Source organism: Salibacter halophilus (assembly GCF_008806325.1).
Lineage (GTDB): Bacteria > Bacteroidota > Bacteroidia > Flavobacteriales_G > Salibacteraceae > Salibacter > Salibacter halophilus.
The window spans coordinates 86896-105652 of the sequence record NZ_WACR01000004.1 but is presented as its reverse complement, the minus strand read 5'-3'; the positions used below and the strand labels follow the sequence as shown (position 1 = coordinate 105652).

Annotated in this window: 19 protein-coding genes; 14 read left to right on the top strand and 5 right to left on the bottom strand. The window is 43.5% G+C overall.

Annotation, left to right across the window (positions count from 1 at the left end):
* The first annotated feature begins 2 nt into the window (after positions 1 to 2).
* The 10 genes from F3059_RS05310 (at position 3) to F3059_RS05265 (ending at position 6578) form a co-directional block, all read left to right on the top strand.
* Positions 3 to 1364, top strand: a complete 1362-nt coding sequence (locus F3059_RS05310; protein WP_151167094.1) for a sigma-54-dependent transcriptional regulator — start codon at positions 3 to 5, stop codon at positions 1362 to 1364.
* Complete coding sequence (locus F3059_RS05305) at positions 1361 to 1696, top strand: Hpt domain-containing protein (RefSeq protein WP_151167093.1); 336 nt, start codon at positions 1361 to 1363, stop codon at positions 1694 to 1696. The genes F3059_RS05310 and F3059_RS05305 overlap by 4 nt, the downstream gene beginning before the upstream one ends.
* On the top strand, positions 1693 to 2073 hold the full coding sequence (locus F3059_RS05300) for a RidA family protein (RefSeq protein ID WP_151167092.1): 381 nt from the start codon (positions 1693 to 1695) through the stop codon (positions 2071 to 2073). Before F3059_RS05305 ends, F3059_RS05300 begins: the two co-directional genes overlap by 4 nt.
* A 9-nt stretch (positions 2074 to 2082) precedes the next feature.
* Positions 2083 to 3114 (top strand): threonine aldolase family protein, encoded by a 1032-nt coding sequence (locus tag F3059_RS05295; protein WP_223274547.1) that lies wholly within the window; start codon positions 2083 to 2085, stop codon positions 3112 to 3114.
* A 30-nt stretch (positions 3115 to 3144) separates the two neighbouring features.
* The gene (locus F3059_RS05290; RefSeq protein WP_170265051.1) at positions 3145 to 3729 is read left to right on the top strand and encodes a DUF6992 family protein; all 585 of its coding nucleotides are present in this window, start codon (positions 3145 to 3147) and stop codon (positions 3727 to 3729) included.
* A 167-nt stretch (positions 3730 to 3896) separates the two neighbouring features.
* Positions 3897 to 4106, top strand: coding sequence for a helix-turn-helix domain-containing protein (locus F3059_RS05285; RefSeq protein WP_151167090.1), 210 nt, complete (start codon positions 3897 to 3899; stop codon positions 4104 to 4106).
* Positions 4103 to 4438 (top strand): HipA N-terminal domain-containing protein, encoded by a 336-nt coding sequence (locus F3059_RS05280; RefSeq protein ID WP_151167089.1) that lies wholly within the window; start codon positions 4103 to 4105, stop codon positions 4436 to 4438. The genes F3059_RS05285 and F3059_RS05280 overlap by 4 nt, the downstream gene beginning before the upstream one ends.
* Positions 4428 to 5369 (top strand): HipA domain-containing protein, encoded by a 942-nt coding sequence (locus tag F3059_RS05275; RefSeq protein WP_151167088.1) that lies wholly within the window; start codon positions 4428 to 4430, stop codon positions 5367 to 5369. Before F3059_RS05280 ends, F3059_RS05275 begins: the two co-directional genes overlap by 11 nt.
* Before the next feature lie 48 nt (positions 5370 to 5417).
* Positions 5418 to 5915 carry a hypothetical protein gene (locus F3059_RS05270; protein ID WP_151167087.1) on the top strand — a complete coding sequence of 166 codons (498 nt, stop codon included), beginning with the start codon at positions 5418 to 5420 and terminating at the stop codon, positions 5913 to 5915.
* A 129-nt stretch (positions 5916 to 6044) separates the two neighbouring features.
* Complete coding sequence (locus tag F3059_RS05265) at positions 6045 to 6578, top strand: hypothetical protein (protein ID WP_151167086.1); 534 nt, start codon at positions 6045 to 6047, stop codon at positions 6576 to 6578.
* Between the two features lie 6 nt (positions 6579 to 6584).
* On the opposite strand, the gene F3059_RS05260 is transcribed toward F3059_RS05265, so the two are convergent.
* The 4 genes from F3059_RS05260 to F3059_RS05245 all read right to left on the bottom strand — a co-directional run bounded on the left by F3059_RS05260 (position 6585) and on the right by F3059_RS05245 (position 13408).
* Positions 6585 to 9644 (bottom strand): efflux RND transporter permease subunit, encoded by a 3060-nt coding sequence (locus F3059_RS05260; RefSeq protein ID WP_223274546.1) that lies wholly within the window; start codon positions 9642 to 9644, stop codon positions 6585 to 6587.
* Positions 9645 to 9689: 45 nt separating this feature from the next.
* Positions 9690 to 10877, bottom strand: a complete 1188-nt coding sequence (locus tag F3059_RS05255) for an efflux RND transporter periplasmic adaptor subunit (RefSeq protein WP_151167084.1) — start codon at positions 10875 to 10877, stop codon at positions 9690 to 9692.
* Positions 10878 to 10889: 12 nt separating this feature from the next.
* Positions 10890 to 12305: a TolC family protein gene (locus tag F3059_RS05250; RefSeq protein WP_151167083.1), complete on the bottom strand. Its 1416-nt coding sequence runs from the start codon at positions 12303 to 12305 to the stop codon at positions 10890 to 10892.
* Positions 12306 to 12454: 149 nt separating this feature from the next.
* Entirely contained in the window at positions 12455 to 13408 is a 954-nt protein-coding gene (locus F3059_RS05245) for an ORF6N domain-containing protein (protein WP_151167082.1), read from the bottom strand.
* A gap of 366 nt (positions 13409 to 13774) precedes the next feature.
* On the opposite strand from F3059_RS05245, the gene F3059_RS05240 reads away from it, so the two are divergent.
* From F3059_RS05240 to rplS, 3 genes are all read left to right on the top strand, one after another.
* Positions 13775 to 15187 carry a T9SS type A sorting domain-containing protein gene (locus F3059_RS05240; RefSeq protein WP_151167081.1) on the top strand — a complete coding sequence of 471 codons (1413 nt, stop codon included), beginning with the start codon at positions 13775 to 13777 and terminating at the stop codon, positions 15185 to 15187.
* 26 nt (positions 15188 to 15213) lie between these two features.
* Positions 15214 to 15924: a tRNA (guanosine(37)-N1)-methyltransferase TrmD gene (gene trmD, locus F3059_RS05235; RefSeq protein ID WP_151167080.1), complete on the top strand. Its 711-nt coding sequence runs from the start codon at positions 15214 to 15216 to the stop codon at positions 15922 to 15924.
* Between the two features lie 77 nt (positions 15925 to 16001).
* Complete coding sequence (rplS, locus tag F3059_RS05230) at positions 16002 to 16352, top strand: 50S ribosomal protein L19 (protein WP_151167079.1); 351 nt, start codon at positions 16002 to 16004, stop codon at positions 16350 to 16352.
* Positions 16353 to 16532: 180 nt separating this feature from the next.
* Here the strand turns inward: rplS and F3059_RS05225 are convergent, their stop codons facing one another.
* On the bottom strand, positions 16533 to 16976 hold the full coding sequence (locus tag F3059_RS05225) for a PaaI family thioesterase (protein WP_151167078.1): 444 nt from the start codon (positions 16974 to 16976) through the stop codon (positions 16533 to 16535).
* A gap of 498 nt (positions 16977 to 17474) precedes the next feature.
* Here F3059_RS05225 and F3059_RS05220 point away from each other — a divergent pair, with 498 nt between their 5' ends.
* Positions 17475 to 18749 (top strand): serine hydroxymethyltransferase, encoded by a 1275-nt coding sequence (locus F3059_RS05220; RefSeq protein WP_151167077.1) that lies wholly within the window; start codon positions 17475 to 17477, stop codon positions 18747 to 18749.
* The last annotated feature ends 8 nt before the right edge of the window (positions 18750 to 18757 follow it).

Below are 18757 nucleotides of genomic sequence, written 5' to 3'. Positions count from 1 at the left end.
ATATGGAAAATTCAAAACCGCTTAAAATATTTGTTGTCGAAGATGATGAATGGTACAATAATTTTTTGACGTACAATTTAGAACTCAATGAAGACAACGAAGTCCACTCATTCAAAAACGGTAAAGATTTCATCAAAAAGCTTCATGAACGCCCTGATGTAGTAACGCTCGATTATTCACTACCCGATATGGATGGTGACAAAGTCATGAGGCACATCAAGGATTTCGACTCCAATATTCAGGTTCTGGTTGTATCAGGACAGGAAGATATTGAAACAGCCGTTGAAATTCTCAAACAGGGAGCTTACGACTATGTCGTGAAAAACAACGACACCCGTGAAAGACTCTTTGCTGTTCTAAATCACATCAGGAAAAATGTTGAGCTGAAAGAGGAAATTTCAGAACTCAAAAAAGAGATCAGCAAAAAATATGATTTTTCTAAAGCTATAGTAGGAAATAGCACAGCTATCAAAAAGGTTTTTAGCCTTATTGAAAAAGCCTGTGAAAGTAAAATCACAGTTTCGGTAACCGGAGAAACCGGAACTGGTAAAGAACTCGTTGCCAAAGCGATTCACTACAACTCCAAGAGAAAGAAAAAGCCTTTTGTTCCGGTAAATATTACGGCTATTCCAAAGGATCTGATCGAGAGCGAACTCTTTGGTCACGAAAAGGGTGCTTTTACCGGTGCTCAGCAGCGCAGAATTGGAAAATTTGAGGAAGCTACTGGCGGAACTATTTTCCTCGATGAAATTGGTGAAATGGATCCCAATTTACAGGCTAAACTTTTGCGTGTATTACAGGAACGTGAATTGACAAGAATTGGCAGTAATAAAACCATTCCGCTCGATGTTCGAATAATCGTAGCCACTCATCGCAACCTGGCCGATGAAGTGAAGAAAGGAACATTCCGAGAAGATCTCTACTACAGATTACTCGGTTTGCCAATCCACCTACCACCGCTAAGGGAACGCGGAAACGACATTCTCCTCATTGCTGATTTCTTTGTAAAAGAATACTGTAAAGAGAATGAAATTCCGATCAAAAAACTGAGTTCAAAAGCAAAAAACAAGCTCTTGAAGTTTCCATTTCCGGGGAACGTACGCGAGCTCAAAGCTGTCATTGAACTCGCCTGTGTAATGGCAAATGATGAAATGATTGAAGAAAGCGATATTTCATTCAATTCATCAAACAACATGCAGGATATCCTCATGAAAGAAATGACTCTCAAAGAATACCAGGCTCGTATCATTGAGACTTTCATGGAAAAATACGAAAACAATGTTTTGCAGGTAGCCAAAAAACTAGATGTGGGGAAATCAACAATATATAGAATGATTCAAAACGGGGAAGTCCAACAAAAATGAGCAATGATTTATATGACATTCAACTATTAAAAAAGCAAACAGGGGGAGATCCAGATTTTACCAATCACATGATCAACATCTTTATAGATGAAGCACCAAAACTAGTTGAAAAGCTGAGCAGTCACTACAGCAATGAGGATATTGAAGGTGTGAGATTTGTATCACATCAACTGAAAGGAAATTTCAGATCAATGGGAATTCATTGCTGGGAAGACCTAAGAGCAATTGAGCTTGCCGCCAAAGAAAACGATCTCGACAAAATTGAACCTGAAATGAAGTCCGTTCAGGATAAATTTCCTAAAATTATAGAAGCACTAAAACGAGAATTATGAATCATCAATTCATTCATACCGATCACGCCCCTTCTCCAATCGGGCCTTACAGCCAGGCAACACGAGCTGGTGACACCATTTATGTAAGTGGTCAAATCGCCATCAATGCCGAGACCAATGAACTCGAAACAGATACGCTGGAACAGGAAACCGAGCGCGTACTCGAAAACCTGAAGCAGGTTCTACTGGCAGCCGGAGCCAAATTGGAGAATGTAGTCAAATGCAGCATTTTCATTTCAGACATGAACAACTTTGGCAGAATAAATGAAGTGTACGGCAAGTATTTTCAACGCAACCAACCGGCACGTGAAACCGTTGAAGTTGCCGGACTACCAAAAGGCGTAAACGTAGAAATCTCCTGCATTGCAGTTGTATAAAACTTCATAATGATGAACGACCCCAAAATGATCGATTACCGAAGCGATACCGTTACACAACCAACTCCACAAATGATTGAGGCGATGAGTAAGGCCCCTGTTGGAGATGATGTCTACGGAGAAGATCCTACAATCAAAGAACTGGAACAGTATGCGGCCGATCTTTTTGGGATGGAAAATGCGCTGTTTTGTCCATCGGGTACAATGACCAATCAAATTGCGATCAAGGCTCACACTACCCCGGGCAAAGAAGTCATTTGTCACGAATGGGCACACATCTACAACTACGAAGGTGGCGGAGTTGCTTTTAACTCGGGCTGCCAGGTTAGGCCGATTTCTTCAAATGACGGCAAATTCAAAGCCGTTGATGTAGAAGCCAGGATTCAATCGAATACTGATATTCACGCAGCTCCAACGGCTCTAATCAGTGTAGAAAACACGGTAAACAAAGCCGGTGGCACTGTTTGGTCAACCGATGAAGTTAAACCGATCACGCGTGTCGGTCAGATCCACAACATCCCGCTTCATCTAGATGGTGCCAGACTTTTCAATGCTCTGGAAGCAGTCGGTGAAACTCCTGCCGATTACGGCAAGCTCTTTAACAGCATTTCAATCTGTTTGTCAAAAGGTCTCGGAGCGCCAGTTGGCTCGCTGCTGTTAGGATCTGACCAGTTCATTACAAGAGCTCGCAGAATTAGAAAAGTAATGGGTGGCGGAATGCGACAGGCCGGAATCATTGCCGCTGGCGGATTGTACGCCCTCAAAAACAACATTGACCGTTTGCGTGAAGATCGTGAAAATGCGATCAAGATATACGAGGCAGTAAAAGAATCTGCCATCTGTAAATCAGTTGAGAAGCCACAGACGAACATCGTCCTTTTTGAACCAACGGATGATAAGCCACTGAATGCGGTTCTGACCGAAATGGAAAAGTACGGAATTAAGGCTTCTCCAATGGGTAGCAAAATCAGAATGGTGACGCACCTCAACCACAGTCACGAGGAGATCGTGCGCACTTGCGACATCTTGCGAAGTTTGTAAACAATGAGCTTGCACAGCGGTTTAAACGATATGCGCAAACAACTCTTTACACTCCTGATTTTCATTTCAATATCTGTTTTCGGTTACAGTCAGAACCAAACGGAACTCGAGACATTCAACCAAAAACGTCAACATATTGTGACAACCGGCATGTATGTGCTCGGTGGCTGGGCCGTTGCCAATATGGTTACTGGCGGAATCGGTTACGGGACTTCATCAGGTGAAGCCAGGTATTTCCATCAAATGAATATGATGTGGAACACAGTGAATTTGGGACTTTCAGCCAGTAGTTTGTTGTTCCAGGACGACTTGCCCACAACATTAAGAGGATCATTAGAAGCGCAACAAAACATCGAACACTTGTTGCTCTTCAATGCAGGGCTGGACGTAGCTTATATTACTGCCGGATTCTACCTCAAAGAACGCGCAAAACGCAGTAACCGCTATGACAGATTCACAGGTTACGGCAATTCACTTCTCCTCCAGGGTGGTTTCCTTTTGCTTTTTGATGGTGTGATGTATTTCACTCTCCGCAATCACGGAAACTCAATCGGAAAGGTGCTAGAACACGTTCAATTCAGCGGAAATTCTGTTGGAGTTAGTTTTTGGTTTTAAAATAATCACGATTTGTAGGATGGCGATGCATCGCCATCCTACAAATCGTTTTCAATGCGAAAACTTAACTATATGTAAAAGCATATAAACAGCTGAAAACCGAAGAAATTATATCTATTTACATATAATTCGTTAAATTTGGCAATAATTATATTTAAAAGCATATAATGAAAAGCCTCTCCGAATTTGTCAAAGAACGAAGAAAAGAAGTTGACCTAACGCAGGAAGAGTTTGCTGAACGTGCAGGTGTTGCCCTTACAGTGATTAGAAAAATTGAACAGGGCAAAACAAACCTCAATATGGATAAAGTAAACTTGGTTCTGAACATGTTTGGCCACACATTAGCTCCTGTAAATCAAAAAGAAGTTGAAAAATGAGACAGGGAGATGTATTTTACAAAGATCATTTTGCCGGAGTAATAACGGAGACAAATGATGGAGAGTATGTTTTTCAGTACGATGAACAGTATATTGAAAATCACCCTGATAGTTTCATCACCTTCACAATGCCTGTCAGAAAAAAGCCTTATAGAGAAAAACGCCTATTTCCTTTTTTCGAAGGATTGATTCCTGAAGGTTGGCTATTGGATATAGCATCTAAAAACTGGAAGATCAATCAAAATGACCGCATGGGCTTACTCCTGGCTTGCTGTGAAAACTGTATTGGAGCTGTGAGCGTTAAACCAAAACCTACACACGATGAAGAATAAATGTTTGTACTGTTACAGAACTGTTGAACAGGGTGCAGACTTTCACGAAAAATGTGCCATAGAGTTCTTTGGTTCAACAAAAGCTCCAGAAATTGACTATTCGCTCGATCAAATGAGTGAGTTAGCAAAAAAGGTGGTACAAAGAAAAATAACTGTCCCCGGTGTACAGCCCAAATTGTCGATGTCCCTTTTTCAAAAAAACAATTCACAGTCAGAACCGAGACTAACAGTAGTGGGCGCCCTTGACGGCCAATATATTTTCAAGCCGCCTTCAGGAACATTCCCTCAAATGCCACAAAACGAACATGTAACGATGCGCATTGCTGAGGCCTTTGGAATAAGAGTTGTCCCATCAACCTTGATTCGATTAGCATCGGGAGAGTTGTCATACATTACAAAACGTATTGACCGTACAGATAAAGGTGAAAAAACACACATGCTCGACATGTTCCAGATTACTGAAGCTTTCGACAAATACAAAGGATCGATGGAAAAAGTTGGAAAAGCACTCGATGCTTATTCATCTAATACCTTACTCGATAAAGTCTTTTACTTTGAGATTGCTCTTTTTTCCTTTCTCACAGGGAATAACGATATGCACCTGAAAAACTTCTCAATGATAGAGAGTCCGTCAGGTTGGGTTCTCTCCCCGGCTTATGATCTTTTAAATGTCGCCATAATTCTGCCAGAAGACACAGAAGAACTCGCACTCACATTGAGCGGAAAGAAAAAGAAGCTAAGGCGTTCGCACTTTGAGGTATTAGGTAAAAACCTCGAACTAACAGACAAACAAATCAAAGGTGTTTTCAATCGAATGCAAAAAAACAAAACAAAAGCGATTGAATGGATTAACGCCTCTTTTCTCGACTCCGGATTGAAGAAGGCTTATCAGAACACGCTGGATTCACGATATAATCAATTGGGGTTGTAGAATGGCGATGTCATTTCATGGATAAATTGCTAAATTTATATTTGTAGGATGACGACACCTAAAAACGACTACATCCACATTCTAGGAATGGCCAAATCATGTATTGATTTGAAAGGAGCAAAAGCGCAAAAAGTAGAACTGGATTTACTCAGAATATTGTACGCTATAGAAAAGCTTGATGAAAAGACATATGGTTGTTTAATAGTGTACGATGACAAAATCAAAGAACGTGTTCACACCTGGATTAAAAAGTACCAGTTTGACAAAAACAATCATTTTGAAGTCATCACTCTTTCAAAAAAATCAGATAAGGATAAATTAGCTTTACAAGATGAAAAGAAACTAAACTCTTCAGCTAATCTAAGACATGCAATAGAAGCAATACCAAAAGAAAATGCTAGTGGCAAAATAGGTGAAAAGCTTTTTGAAGAAGCTCTAGAAAAATATATTAAAGAAGAGTTTAAGATCGGTGAAATCAATAAATCTAACCCTCCTTTTGGTATCAAATGGGATTTCTATCACAAAAAAGAAACACCTGCAGAATAACAAACTACACTAAGCTATCATTCTAAATAAAAGTAACTTTAATTATATTGAGCTTATTAAAGTAATAAATAACAGACTGATAAGATCACTAGCTATAGGAATAGTAGAATTTCTTAACACAGGACAAAAATGGAAAAAGAAGAATACTACAATATTGGTCAAGAACTAAACTTACCTAAAAGATGTCCTATTTTGCAGTATTGTTGCAGACGAGCTTGGACCATTTATTTTTTTAGTAGGTACATTGAAATTGATCGACATAACAACTATGCTCTCATGCTAAAGAATGAAGGAGAGGTTCCAGAAGATTTTGAAATAAAATCAATTGAAATACAAGGTGAGGCACCAGGTGGGAGATTAGGAAATGATTATGGCTGGTTTCATGACGTATGCCCAGAGGTTAACTTATTTGATGGCATGAATGCAATAGGTTACTTTAAAGGTAAAGCATGTTCAGAAGGGGTTTATGACAAAGAGAATAATCCTCAAGCAATAATTCATGAAACTCGTCATTACTCTGAATGTTTAGAGTACATTTCTTCAGATGTCAATAATAATCAAAAACAAGAAAATCAAAAAGACATATTTGAATTCAAGCCCAACATTCATGGAATAGGAATAAACTTTAATGAGCTTTGGAGAAGATTTAAAAATAAGAAATGACAACCTCTAATTATCATCCTCTCCCCCCTTCACCAACCCCAAAACATCTTCCAAAATCATATATAGGCAAGGGACAATCACCAGGATGATGGAAGTCGCGAAAACGATTCCGAATCCGAGGGAAATGGCCATTGGTATAAGATTATTGGCCTGATCTGATGTTTCTAAAATGATAGGAGCCAATCCGCCAAAAGTTGTGAGTGTTGTGATCATTATCGGTCTGAACCTGCGGGTACCGGCTTCGTTGATCGCTTCGAAGACAGACATCTTCCCGCGTTGGTGGTTCGCGTAATCGACCATGATCAGCGAATCATTCACCACAACTCCTGAAAGTGCAATAACGCCCATCAAACTCACGAGCGAGAGATCGTAGCCCAGTAAAATATGCCCTATCACAGCTCCCACAATTCCGAACGGAATGGCGAAAAGCACAATCAGTGGTTGAGTGTAATTCTTAAACGCGATGGCGAGCAAGGCGTAAATCACGAGCATTGCCAGGATAAAACCGCTGTAGAGCGATTCGGTTGATTCGCGCATGTCAGACTGCCCCCCTTCAAAACTCCAGCCGAGTCCGGGATATTTCGCTCTCAGAGCCGGGAGTTCTTTTGTGTTCAACGATTCCAGAATCTGAGACACTGCACTGGCAGGCTGAGCATCCATCCCGACTGTCACCACGCGTCTGCCGTTGCGCCTGTTGATCGAAGTAAACGCTTCGCGCTCGGTAACTTCAGCTACATCGAGGAGTGGCACCTCTGTGCTGTCTGGGGTTCTGACCACGAAGTTTTCAAAATTGCGCATATCTTTGCGCTCTTCGTGCGGCAATTTCACGCGGACTTCCACTTCATTATTTCCGCGTAGTTGACGCATGGCGAGTGCTCCGTAAAAAGCGTTGCGGACCTGATCGCCTACATTTGATGGTGTGAGGCCCAATTGTCGGCCTTCAGGCAGTAGTTTGATGTCAAATTGAGTTTTTCCTTTGTCGTAATTGTCGTTGATATCACGGGTGTTTTCATACTGCTTCATGGCGCTCATGAAGTCCTTGCTGGCATTTTCCAACACATCAATATCATTGTGGACGAGGTCAACACTGATGTCCTGCTTGTAACCTCCCGGACCACGCTCTGCTTCAAAACTGATTTGATCCACACCTTCAATATCTCCAATTTCATCGCGCCACAATTCAATCACCTCCTGGGCACTCATGTCTCGCTCATCGGGTTCTTTCATCACGATCTCCACATCGATGAAATTCTGGTTCCGAACATTGGTCTTTACGCCATCAGCAACCTCGTACAGATTGTGTTCCTCAAACATCCGCTGCGTGGATTCCGTGATCTCGTGAGCCACTTTTGCAGATTGCTCCGGTGTGGTGCTCACCGGCAGCCTGACTCCGGCTTCAATCTCATCGGCTGCTACCTGGGGCATGAGGACAATCCCCATGTGATCGCTGTAGCCGTAGCCACCAACGATCAACAAAACCGAAATCGCAATACTGAGCGTGATGTAGCGAAATTTCAGGCATTTGTTCAAAAAAGGATGGTAGTATTTGGAAATGAATATCTCAAACTGATTGGCAAATGCAGATTGCACAACTTCCAGTTTTTGTACGAGCTTATTTGATTTTTTGCGTTTTGCATGTCCGAGGTGAGCGGGCAAAATGAAAAGCGCCTCAAAGAGTGAGAGCAACAAAACCACAATCACAACAGCGGGCAACGGCCACCAGAATTTACCCGTTTCGCCCGGAATAAAAAGTAGCGGAATAAAGGCAATAACGTTGGTCAGAATACTGAACACAACCGGAGTTGAGATATCGCGCGTTCCTTTGATAGCCGCTTTGATAGAACTCATTCCCTGCTGGCGATATTCGTAAACATTTTCCCCCACCACAACGGCATCATCCACGACAATCCCCAGCACGAGTAAAAACCCGAACATCGAGATCATATTGATGCTGATTCCGATTGTAGGTAAAAAGAAAATTCCGCCAACGAACGAGATCAACATTCCCAACATCACCCAAAATGCGAGTCGGTATTCAAGGAAAAGCGTGAGAATCAACAGCACGATCACGATGGCCAAAACACCATTTTCAGTGAGTAGCGTGAGTCGGTCTTCGTAGTCCTGAGCCGTGTTGCTGTCTATTCGCCAATCTACTGATGGCGGCAGCGTATTCTCAAAACTCGTCATCGTTTCCTGCACCGTTTCGGCAATGTCGAGAGGTGATTGATCGCCTATGCGGTAAATGGTCAGATCCACCGTATTTCGCTGGTTGAATTGTCCGTGGAAACCCGTTTCCTCAAAGCCGTCAGTTATTTTAGCGATATCACCCAGCTTAACTGCTGCTCCGGCACTTCCTATCAGGATTTCGATTTGAGCGTACTCTTTCGCCCATTGTTTCCGCTCTTTCATGCGGAGTAGAATCTCACCTTTGCCTGTTTCAACCGCTCCGGCCGGAATATCCTCACTCGACTGGCGGATGACATTCGCGATCTGACCGAGAGTCAGGTTATACTCTCTCAACCGGTAGCGCGGAATTTCGACATGCGTCACAAACTCCGGCACATTCCCAATCTCAACCTGAGTGATATTTTTCGTATTCAACAATTGATCGCGCAGGCGCTCAGCCAAAACGCGCAAAGTCCAAATATCCTCATCTCCGTAGAGCCCAACTTCTATCACCGATCGCTGCCTCGATTGCAGGCGCACCTCGGGCTGTTCAATTTCATCGGGAAACGTCCTGATGCGCGCCACCGCCTGATCGATCTCCTGGAAAGCCGTCACGCGTTTTGTCCCGGCAACCAACTCAATGCTCACATTTCCCGAGCCTTCCTCAGCCCTGGAAACAACTTCCTTGATTCCCTGGATTCCGCGAACCGCTTCTTCCACAGGCAACAAAATCCCCTGCTCCACCTCAGCGGGCGAAGCTCCGGGATAAGTAACCGATACTTCCACAATATCGAGCTGAAACTGCGGATAAACTTCTTTTTGGATGCTGTACATGCTCCAAATTCCGCCAGCCAACAACAAGATCATCAACAAATTGGCGATGATCGAATTCTTCGCCATGTAAGCAATTGGGCCCTTGCCGTAATCTTTGTCGTTACCTTCCATCTACTCCTGCCCTCCCGATTTTTCGGTTTCTCCTTCAACACGCAATGCAGCGCCTTGAGCAACAGTGGCCAGGTTAGTCGTCACAACATCATCGCCTTCTTTCAATCCGCCTTTTACGTAAATGTAATTCGCATCCTCCAGCTCAATATCCACTTTATTGATCACCAAACGCCTGTCTCGCATGAGCCAAATCGTATTGTCTTTGCGCACCAAATCGCGATCGATGCGAAAAACATCGCGAATAGAATCAGCATGAAGATGCGTTTCCACAAATGAATTCACCACCATTTTGGGTTTCTCTTTTCGGTCAGAGCCGAGCGCGAGCGGATCGGGAACAGTCACAATGACGCGGGCCATCCGCGTGCGATTGTCGAGCGAGCCGATGAATTTACTCACGTATCCGGTTCTGAAAAGCGAATCAGACCACGATTTTGTATCGATGATTTTAGCGTGTGCGCCTTTATCTGATTCCGACTCGGGAAAAGCGAGCCATTTCACTTTTGCGAGCGGAATTGTCGCGATCACCCAATATTCGTCAACTCCCACGAGCCAGCCCATATCTTCACCCACAGCAACCTGTGAACCGCGATTGACCTCACGCCTGATGATTTGCGCTTTGAACGGAGCTTTTACTGATGTGCGTTGTAAGTTGAGTCTCGCTTGCTGAACTGATGCTTCAGCAGCTTTCAATGCCGATTCGGCAGCCTTGAGTTGGGGTTTTCGCAGGGCGAGTTCTTTGCTGAGTCCGGTCAGTGAATCGCCCAGTAAATCGTAATCCTGTTGAGCAACATCCTGTCGGCCTTTTTCCAGGCTGTACTGCGATTGTGCATCCATCAAATCGCTTTGCCGCATGGCGAGAGCGTTTTGAAAATCAGCCGGATCGATTTGAACGAGTTCTTCGCCCTTTTCCACGATAGCTCCGGGAATAAAGTTTTTGCTGCGATCGATGATCTCTCCACTCACCCGCGGACTAATCACCACATCCTCAGCTGGTCGCACAATTCCGGTTGCTTTAAAAACAGGAGCGAATGTTCCTTTGTGCACTTTTCGCACATTTACCAACATAGCCGTTTCCTTGCTCGCCCCTGTCTTTTCTGCCGTGGGTTCTGACCAAAAAATGGCGGTTGTCACCACGATGGCACCAACCAAAATGAGCAGCGATATGAGGAGTGTTTTCTTTCTGTTCATCGTTTAACTTTTTTAATCATCCAACTGGCGATTCGTTTCAAAACTGCCGGCTAAAGCGCGGTAGAGCGAAATTCGCGTGAGGAGCAAATCACGTTTGGCCACAATTAAATCGCGCTTGAGTTGTTGCACTTCATTCAGAGCCGTGAGCACATCGAGGTAGTTCGTCATTCCGTTGAAGTAGCGGGCTCTGAGTTGCTTGCTCACATTCTCAGCCAGTTCAACCTGCTTCTCGATGGATTCCACTGTTTCGCGCTGGTTGTTTTCCTGTACAATGGCGTCTTCAACATCGCGAAAAGCGCCCAGCACAACTTGCCCGTATTCGTAAAGTTGTTGCTCCTTAACCGCTGTTGTGCGGTCTACCTCGGCTCGCAATCGGCCACCGTAAAAGAGGGGAGCCAGTAAATTTCCCGCGAGCGAATAAGCCCAGCTATCTAGTAAATTACTGAAGTTGTTGGTTCTGAATGCGAGGTTTGTGTTCAGTGTCAGCCTGGGGTACTGGCTGGAAATAGCTGCTGCGAGTTCGCGGTCTGAGGCTTTGAGCCGGGCAAATGAAGCCTGCACATCGGGGCGCCTGTTGATGAGATCGGCCGGAACTCCAGTTTGTGGTAAATCGGGCATTTTGGGGAACGAGCTGAATTCAGCATCCAGTTTTTCGTGGGGCGATTTACCCAAAAGTAACGCCATTTGGTGTTCTAAAAGTCCAACGTTCGTTTGCCAGTTGTAGAGCTGCTGACGGGTAGATTCGATGAGTTGCTCCTGCCGCAACACATCCACTGCTGTAATTTCGCCTGTCCCAATTCGCGATCTGATCAACTTGAGAATGTTTTCATTTGTCTCAACCTGCGAGCGGATGAGTTCGAGTTGATTGTTCGCAGCGATCAATTGCATGCGTGTAGCGGCAATATCGGCTGTGACGGAAATAGCTGTTGTGCGGTAATCGTAAATCGAAGCTTGCGTGCGGTAACGCTCGGCATCGGTAGCGGCTCTTATTCTTCCCCACAGGTCGATTTCATAACCGGCCTGCATTCCAAACTGGATATTCTCACCACCAACGAAATCGGGAGTAGGTCGGCTGATGGCGCTTCTGATGTTTCCGCTCAGCTCGGGAAACAAATTAGATCGCTGTCTTTTCACAACAGCTCGCGCAGCTATTACGCGTTGCCAGGCAGACTCTAACGTGTAGTTTGAATCGAGCGCGTAAGTAATCATTTGGTCGAGCTCTTCATCGTCAAAACTCTTCCACCACTTATCGGGTTGTTGGTCAGATCCGGAATCAGAAAAGGTCTCGGGAGGTTTGAGGTTGAGCGGGTCAGTAGAAACTTCTTTTGAACAACCCTGAATCAACGCGATCAAGAACGGTATCGCAATGATCAATAGATAACGCAATCGCAATTCACGAAATGAATACGGATTTGAAAGGTTGTGCATTAATTCAGTTTTAGCTGTGCGAACTTAGTAATTAGTGTAACTCCTCATAAATCTAAATGTTTATTTCAGGGGGATTTAACAATTGTTGGGGTTGCGTCCGCTTCGGATTTCAAGTACTTCTTCCCAAATCTTTTCTGTCCAACCTTCCTTCAGATCAATTCCGAAATTGAGTTCATAATATTTTCTACTGAATTGGCTCGCATCTTCGAAAATGCAAACCACTTCTTCCCTAGATCTTTCAAGGAAGCTCCTAAATGAAATACTTCTTTGTCGTCAATGATCAAAAAGCGGTCGTGGCTTTGGGTAAACGGTTTTGCTTCAAAATTGCCGTACTGTTCATTGGCTTTTTGCACATCTAATTTAAGCTGTTTAGAAATGGATTTTGTGAGCAAATGTACCTGTACGCCTTTGGCCTTCTTGCTCAAATGCGTCAAAGTAGTATCATTTACATAGTTATCGATCAACACAATACTTGATGTCGCTGAACGGATAATTTTAGACGCCAATTCATAGGCATCAAATATTTGTCCGTCAAAAAACACCCCCTGGGTAGGGATGTTGTCTTTGTTTTCGAGGGCTTTAAACACTTGTTCAAACTTTTGGTCAGTTTCAATCTGCTTGCGTTCAATGCCTTCCATTCGTTGGAGCAGTCCGCTATTATTGGCAATAAACTTCCGCATTTCTACAAAGGCATCCATAATTTGTATACTTACCTGTACGGCTATATCTGACCGCAATACAGCTGAGAGCATCGCTACTCCTTGTTCGGTAAATGCATAGGGTAAGTAACGCCTACCACCGTGTTCACTTGAGGTCACAGTTTGTGATTTCAAGTTTTGATCTTCATTTTTTGAGGTCACAATTTGTGATCTTGAATTTGAGGCAGAAATTTGAGACTCCAAATCAGCGAATTCTTCTTCTGTTAATTGAAATCTAAATTTTTCAGGAAAGCGATTTAAATTTCTCTTTACAGCTTGATTCAGTACACGGGTTTCTACCTGATACATCTCGGCCAAGTCACGATCAATCATTACCTGATTGCCCCGAATAGAGAATATGCGGCTTTCGATTTGCTTTTGCGAAATGGCTAGCTCTTTACTCATGTCAATTCAGAAATTGAATTTAAGATTTCATTCTTTCATTTCCTGTCTAGCGTTGGCAAAAACCAAATGTTCGTTTGGCTTTAATTGCATGTATCCCAACGAATACATGCCCTCCAAAACTACCCAACTTTTCCCCAAAACCAAAAAACACCTTATACTATATCAGGTTTGTTTTGTGGCTGATAGATGGTTCTATAAACTTTATTTCTGATGGAATTGAATCGTATTTGCCGGTTTAAAAGAAAAATAGCGAGATAGCGAATCACAGCACTAGCAGTCAAATACTTAACCGTTAATTACAGTCTCTCAAAGTTTGACAAAACTTTGTAACTTTACAAACCAAACCGAACAAACAACACTGTAACTATGAATTCAAAAAACCTAATTTGGGTTGTGCTGCTCTTCTCTATCGTCAGCGCCACAATTCATGCACAAAGCATTCGCTACCGAATCGATTATTTCAATCCGCGCATTTTAAAAGCTTATGCCGACAACTCGCTTATCGTTTCCAGGAGAGCTTATCAAGATGAGATAAGGATTGACTCGGTAGACCCTTCCGGTAGGATTATCAATCAAAACATCTTCTTTCTCGATAATGATGTTGACGGCTATTTGTATTCGGTAAAACGCACCCTGTTCATCACAACATCGAGCGTACCCGATCAAAATGAGTGTGCTGATTGCAGGCAAATTGCTTTGAAAATGTACAATGGAAACGGAGTTTTACAGAATACCGAAAATATCGAAACTCCTAAAAGTGAAGATATTAAAGCTCTTTATCGCCCAATTATTCATCGAGACACTTTGATACTTTTCGGAAAATCATATTCAGATGGAGACTGTTACGATGAAAACCACCTCATTTTATCAGACTTCAACGGTAACAAACAAGCCGAAATTGAACTCGGTTGTGAAGCAATACTTACATTTGATACGACTGATATTCACGTCAACATCTCGGGAAATTGCCAGTGTGGAAATGATCCGATTAACGAAGATCTGGTTTACAGCTTCGACTCAAATTTCGTCCAAAAGAAACCAGCTATACCTGTATTGAAAGAAGTCAATGGTTCTGATGATTTTATTGGTTACTCATCGATGAGAATATTCAAAGATGTCAGTTTGTTTAACGGAAAAATTTACAACACTGCAGGTCCGGTTAACCGATACATCGCAGATGTTGTGGACACCACCAACCAAACTTGGCGCAATTTAGACAGCCTCTTCAACGACCCGATGAAGGACATCGCCATTCACGACATGATCAAATACGATTCGTTTTACGTGTTTTTGAGTCCGAACACGAGAAATGACTCTGGCCGGGCCGGTCTTCATTGGATCTCTGAGGATTTGAAATATCACGGCCGATTGATTCGTATCGGGATACCGGGCGGCAGAATTACCGGTGGCGACATTCAGGTTGGAAAAGGAAATCGCCCCGATATTTTCCTCAGACTCAAAATAAGTGGTGGCGGTATTTCAAAAACCGAATTCCTACGCATTAACATGAATCGATTTGATCCCAGTTCAGTTCCTGAGTTTTCACGTTCAGAACCGGATGTGCAGTTCTACCCCAATCCGGCATCGGAGTTTGTCACGATCGCTATGCCTTACACGAGCGGAAACCTGCAAATCATCAACGCGACAGGAAAGCTGGTGAGGGATCTGACCGTTACGCAAAACCAACAGCTCGATGTATCGCAACTGGGAAGCGGAATGTATTTTTTCAGGTTTACGAACGAAGACCGATCTGTCACGAAAAAAATGGTGATCCGATAAACGATCAATCTGCGTACCTTTGCGCCATGCGCATTGATATTGTCACCATATTACCGCAACTCATGGAGAGTCCGTTTGCTGACTCCATCATGAAACGCGCGCTGGAAGCCGGCCATGCCGAATTGCATTTCCACAATCCGCGCGATTACAGCCGGGACAAGCACAAAAAAGTGGACGATTACCAGTTTGGTGGTGGTGCCGGAATGGTTATGCAGGTAGAGCCGCTCGCACTTTTGCTCGATGAGTTGAAAAATGAACGCGATTATGACGAGATCATTTACATGACTCCTGATGGCGAACGATTTGACCAGCGGATGGCGAATTTTTACTCGCAAAAGGAGAACATCATCATCATTTGTGGCCATTATAAAGGAATTGATGAGCGCATCAGGGAACATTACGTAACCCGTGAAGTTTCGATTGGTGACTTTGTGATCTCTGGCGGTGAACTGGCTGCAACCGTTTTTTGCGATGCGGTGATCAGGCTCATTCCCGGTGTGCTGAATGACGAGACCTCGGCTCTGACCGATTCCTTCCAGGATGATTTACTTGCTCCTCCCGTTTACACGCGCCCGGCAGAGTTCAGAGGATGGAAAGTTCCAGATGTTTTATTGTCAGGCAATTTCAAGAAAATCGAGGAATGGCGACACGATCGGGCACTTGAAAAAACAAGGCTTCGCAGACCCGATTTACTGGAAAGAGAAATTGAAAATAATAGCGAGAAAAACGCAAAATAGTAGGTCGTTCGCAAAATATTTCATAATATTGCACGCTCAATTTTGAGAGGAAAATACACCTTATAAGCATTTTCGTCATGGACCAAAGAATTCAAGAAATAACACACGAAGTAAACGGAACACCTGAATATCCTGAATTTTCAGCCGGTGATACGGTAAATGTAACTTACATGATCCGCGAGGGTGAAAAACAACGTCCACAGAGTTTTCAGGGAACAATTATCCAAACAAAAGGTAAAGGAGCTACTGGAACATTCACTATTCGCAAAGTTTCAAGTGGTGTAGGAATTGAGCGTATTTTCCCATTAGGCTCTACTGCTATTCAAAGCATTGAAGTTAAGAAAAAAGGTTCAGTACGTAGAGCACGTATTTTCTACCTCCGTGAGAGACAAGGGAAAGCGGCAAGAATTAAAGAGAAAAGACATTAATATATTCCGTAATTTTTACGGTCAGAACCCCGCATACTGTGCGGGGTTTTTTATTGCCTGATTTTTCAGCTTACAAAAAAGGCCGGCTCGCAAAAACGAACCGGCCACCCGAACCATATCAACAATTCTAACGACAAGAAGAATCTTGATACTATTGAAACATCAATTCTTCTTTTTAGTTCATCCCTTTTTCAATTTTTCTTCAATTCCGCTCTTTTCATAAGGGTAGCTGTTGAATGTTCCCATACCTTTAGCGATTACTGTGTCCCTGTTGACAGCGCTTATCACACCGCTCGTAATGATAATTCTGTTCCCCTCCTCTTCTACTGTTCCTTCTCCAACTAACTCATCTCCGAGGTGAGCAGGGTGCAGGAAGTTCAATTTGAACTCTACAGTCGATACGAGTCGGCCGCGTTCACAGGAAACCGACAAAGCTGCTACTCCCAACACACTGTCCATCATCCCGGCTACCATTCCACCGTGAATTGCAACCGGAGTTGCCATGTGGCGTTCCTGAACTTTCATTCTGTAAATTACCTTACCGGGCTCAGGAACTTCAAATTTCATGTCGTGGTCCTGCCCGAATTTATTGATCTTGTTGTAAAGCTCTAAGATGTTATGCATGCATACTTCTTTTGAAGTGAAAATTAGTAAAAAGATTTTTTAGTGTGTTATTAAACCTTTCAACTTTAGAGTACTCAAGGTTGCGGTCAGTGCCTCCAGCTTGACCTCCAAACTCCCTCCTACTTCGACTCAACCCTTCGGCACCGCATTTCGGCTCCGCTCAATGCACCTCTCCGTACTCCTCACAGTATCCGGGTCTGGCGGCTAAAAACAAACACTAAACCTCCCAACTCCAAACCTATTAAAACCTTAACCTCACAATAAACCCAAAATACTATTAGAATTTTCTCAACCTCAACCTCAACCTCGGCCTTGACCTCAACCTTGACCTCAACATACAAACCTCTCCCAAATCTTGGTTACCTTGCTCTAAGTCGTATTTTTGTGGAACTCGAATAAAAAAGATGAATCAAGCATAGCTAAAATAATCATTAAACAATGGAGAATGATTTTAAATTATGCGGCTCCATCTGACCTTTGATGAATTAATGATAACAGATGAAAAAGGACAAAGAAATATTTGATCTCATAAGTGCCGAAAAAGAACGGCAACAGGATGGGCTGGAACTTATCGCATCTGAAAACTTTGTTAGCGATAACGTATTGAATGCAATGGGCTCAGTGCTTACAAATAAATATGCTGAAGGTCTTCCAAGCAAGCGCTATTACGGTGGTTGTGAAGTTGTTGATCAGGTTGAAGACCTGGCACGAACGCGCCTCAAAGAATTGTTTGGAGCTGAGTGGGTAAACGTACAACCGCACTCGGGTGCCCAGGCAAACTCTGCCGTGATGTTGGCTTGTCTCGAACCGGGCGATAAAATCCTCGGTTTTGATCTGTCACACGGTGGACACCTCACGCACGGCTCACCAGTCAATTATTCGGGAAAGCTATATTCTCCTTCATTCTACGGAGTAGAGAAAGAGACTGGTGTTATCGATTACGAAAAAGTTGCCGAAAAAGCGAAAGAAGAAAAACCAAAAATGATCATTTGCGGTGCTTCAGCTTACTCCCGCGACTGGGATTACGAAGCATTGCGCAAAATAGCCGATGAAAACGGTGCACTTCTGCTGGCTGATATCTCACATCCGGCCGGATTGATCGCCAAAGGGATTTTGAACGATCCGCTCGAACACTGCCACATCGTGACGAGCACCACGCACAAAACACTTCGTGGTCCGCGTGGCGGAATTATCATGATGGGATCAGACTTTGAAAATCCGTGGGGACTCAAAACGCCAAAAGGAAAAGTGAAGATGATGTCGCAAATGCTCGATTCAGCAGTTTTCCCGGGTACGCAGGGTGGTCCGCTCGAACACGTAATTGCTGCCAAGGCTGTTGCATTTGGTGAAGCACTCACTGATGAGTTCATGGACTATACCGTACAGGTTGTCAAAAATGCCAAAGTAATGGCTGACGAGTTTGTGAAACGCGGTTATCACGTGATTTCAAACGGTACTGATAACCACTCAATGCTGATCGACCTGCGCGCTAAAGATGTAACCGGAAAAGAAGCAGAAAAAGCACTGGAAAAAGCCGGCATCACGGTTAACAAAAACATGGTTCCATTCGATGACAAATCGCCATTTGTGACATCGGGAATGCGTGTGGGAACTCCGGCTGTTACAACACGCGGACTCAAAGAGGACGACATGCCGCGGATTGTCGAGTTCATCGATCAGGTTCTGACCGATACTGAGAACGAAGAAAAAATTGCTAAAATCAAGGCGGATATTCGCGACTGGATGTCGCCCAAGCCGCTCTTTCAATCATAAAAACGGAT

Coding starts and splice junctions, on each gene's coding strand:
- F3059_RS05310 (WP_151167094.1), top strand. CDS start 3: ATGGAAAATTCAAAACCGCTTAAAATATTTGTTGTCGAAGATGATGAA.
- F3059_RS05305 (WP_151167093.1), top strand. CDS start 1,361: ATGAGCAATGATTTATATGACATTCAACTATTAAAAAAGCAAACAGGG.
- F3059_RS05300 (WP_151167092.1), top strand. CDS start 1,693: ATGAATCATCAATTCATTCATACCGATCACGCCCCTTCTCCAATCGGG.
- F3059_RS05295 (WP_223274547.1), top strand. CDS start 2,083: ATGATGAACGACCCCAAAATGATCGATTACCGAAGCGATACCGTTACA.
- F3059_RS05290 (WP_170265051.1), top strand. CDS start 3,145: ATGCGCAAACAACTCTTTACACTCCTGATTTTCATTTCAATATCTGTT.
- F3059_RS05285 (WP_151167090.1), top strand. CDS start 3,897: ATGAAAAGCCTCTCCGAATTTGTCAAAGAACGAAGAAAAGAAGTTGAC.
- F3059_RS05280 (WP_151167089.1), top strand. CDS start 4,103: ATGAGACAGGGAGATGTATTTTACAAAGATCATTTTGCCGGAGTAATA.
- F3059_RS05275 (WP_151167088.1), top strand. CDS start 4,428: ATGAAGAATAAATGTTTGTACTGTTACAGAACTGTTGAACAGGGTGCA.
- F3059_RS05270 (WP_151167087.1), top strand. CDS start 5,418: ATGACGACACCTAAAAACGACTACATCCACATTCTAGGAATGGCCAAA.
- F3059_RS05265 (WP_151167086.1), top strand. CDS start 6,045: ATGGAAAAAGAAGAATACTACAATATTGGTCAAGAACTAAACTTACCT.
- F3059_RS05260 (WP_223274546.1), bottom strand. CDS start 9,644: ATGGCGAAGAATTCGATCATCGCCAATTTGTTGATGATCTTGTTGTTG.
- F3059_RS05255 (WP_151167084.1), bottom strand. CDS start 10,877: ATGAACAGAAAGAAAACACTCCTCATATCGCTGCTCATTTTGGTTGGT.
- F3059_RS05250 (WP_151167083.1), bottom strand. CDS start 12,305: ATGCACAACCTTTCAAATCCGTATTCATTTCGTGAATTGCGATTGCGT.
- F3059_RS05245 (WP_151167082.1), bottom strand. CDS start 13,408: ATGAGTAAAGAGCTAGCCATTTCGCAAAAGCAAATCGAAAGCCGCATA.
- F3059_RS05240 (WP_151167081.1), top strand. CDS start 13,775: ATGAATTCAAAAAACCTAATTTGGGTTGTGCTGCTCTTCTCTATCGTC.
- trmD (WP_151167080.1), top strand. CDS start 15,214: ATGCGCATTGATATTGTCACCATATTACCGCAACTCATGGAGAGTCCG.
- rplS (WP_151167079.1), top strand. CDS start 16,002: ATGGACCAAAGAATTCAAGAAATAACACACGAAGTAAACGGAACACCT.
- F3059_RS05225 (WP_151167078.1), bottom strand. CDS start 16,976: ATGCATAACATCTTAGAGCTTTACAACAAGATCAATAAATTCGGGCAG.
- F3059_RS05220 (WP_151167077.1), top strand. CDS start 17,475: ATGAAAAAGGACAAAGAAATATTTGATCTCATAAGTGCCGAAAAAGAA.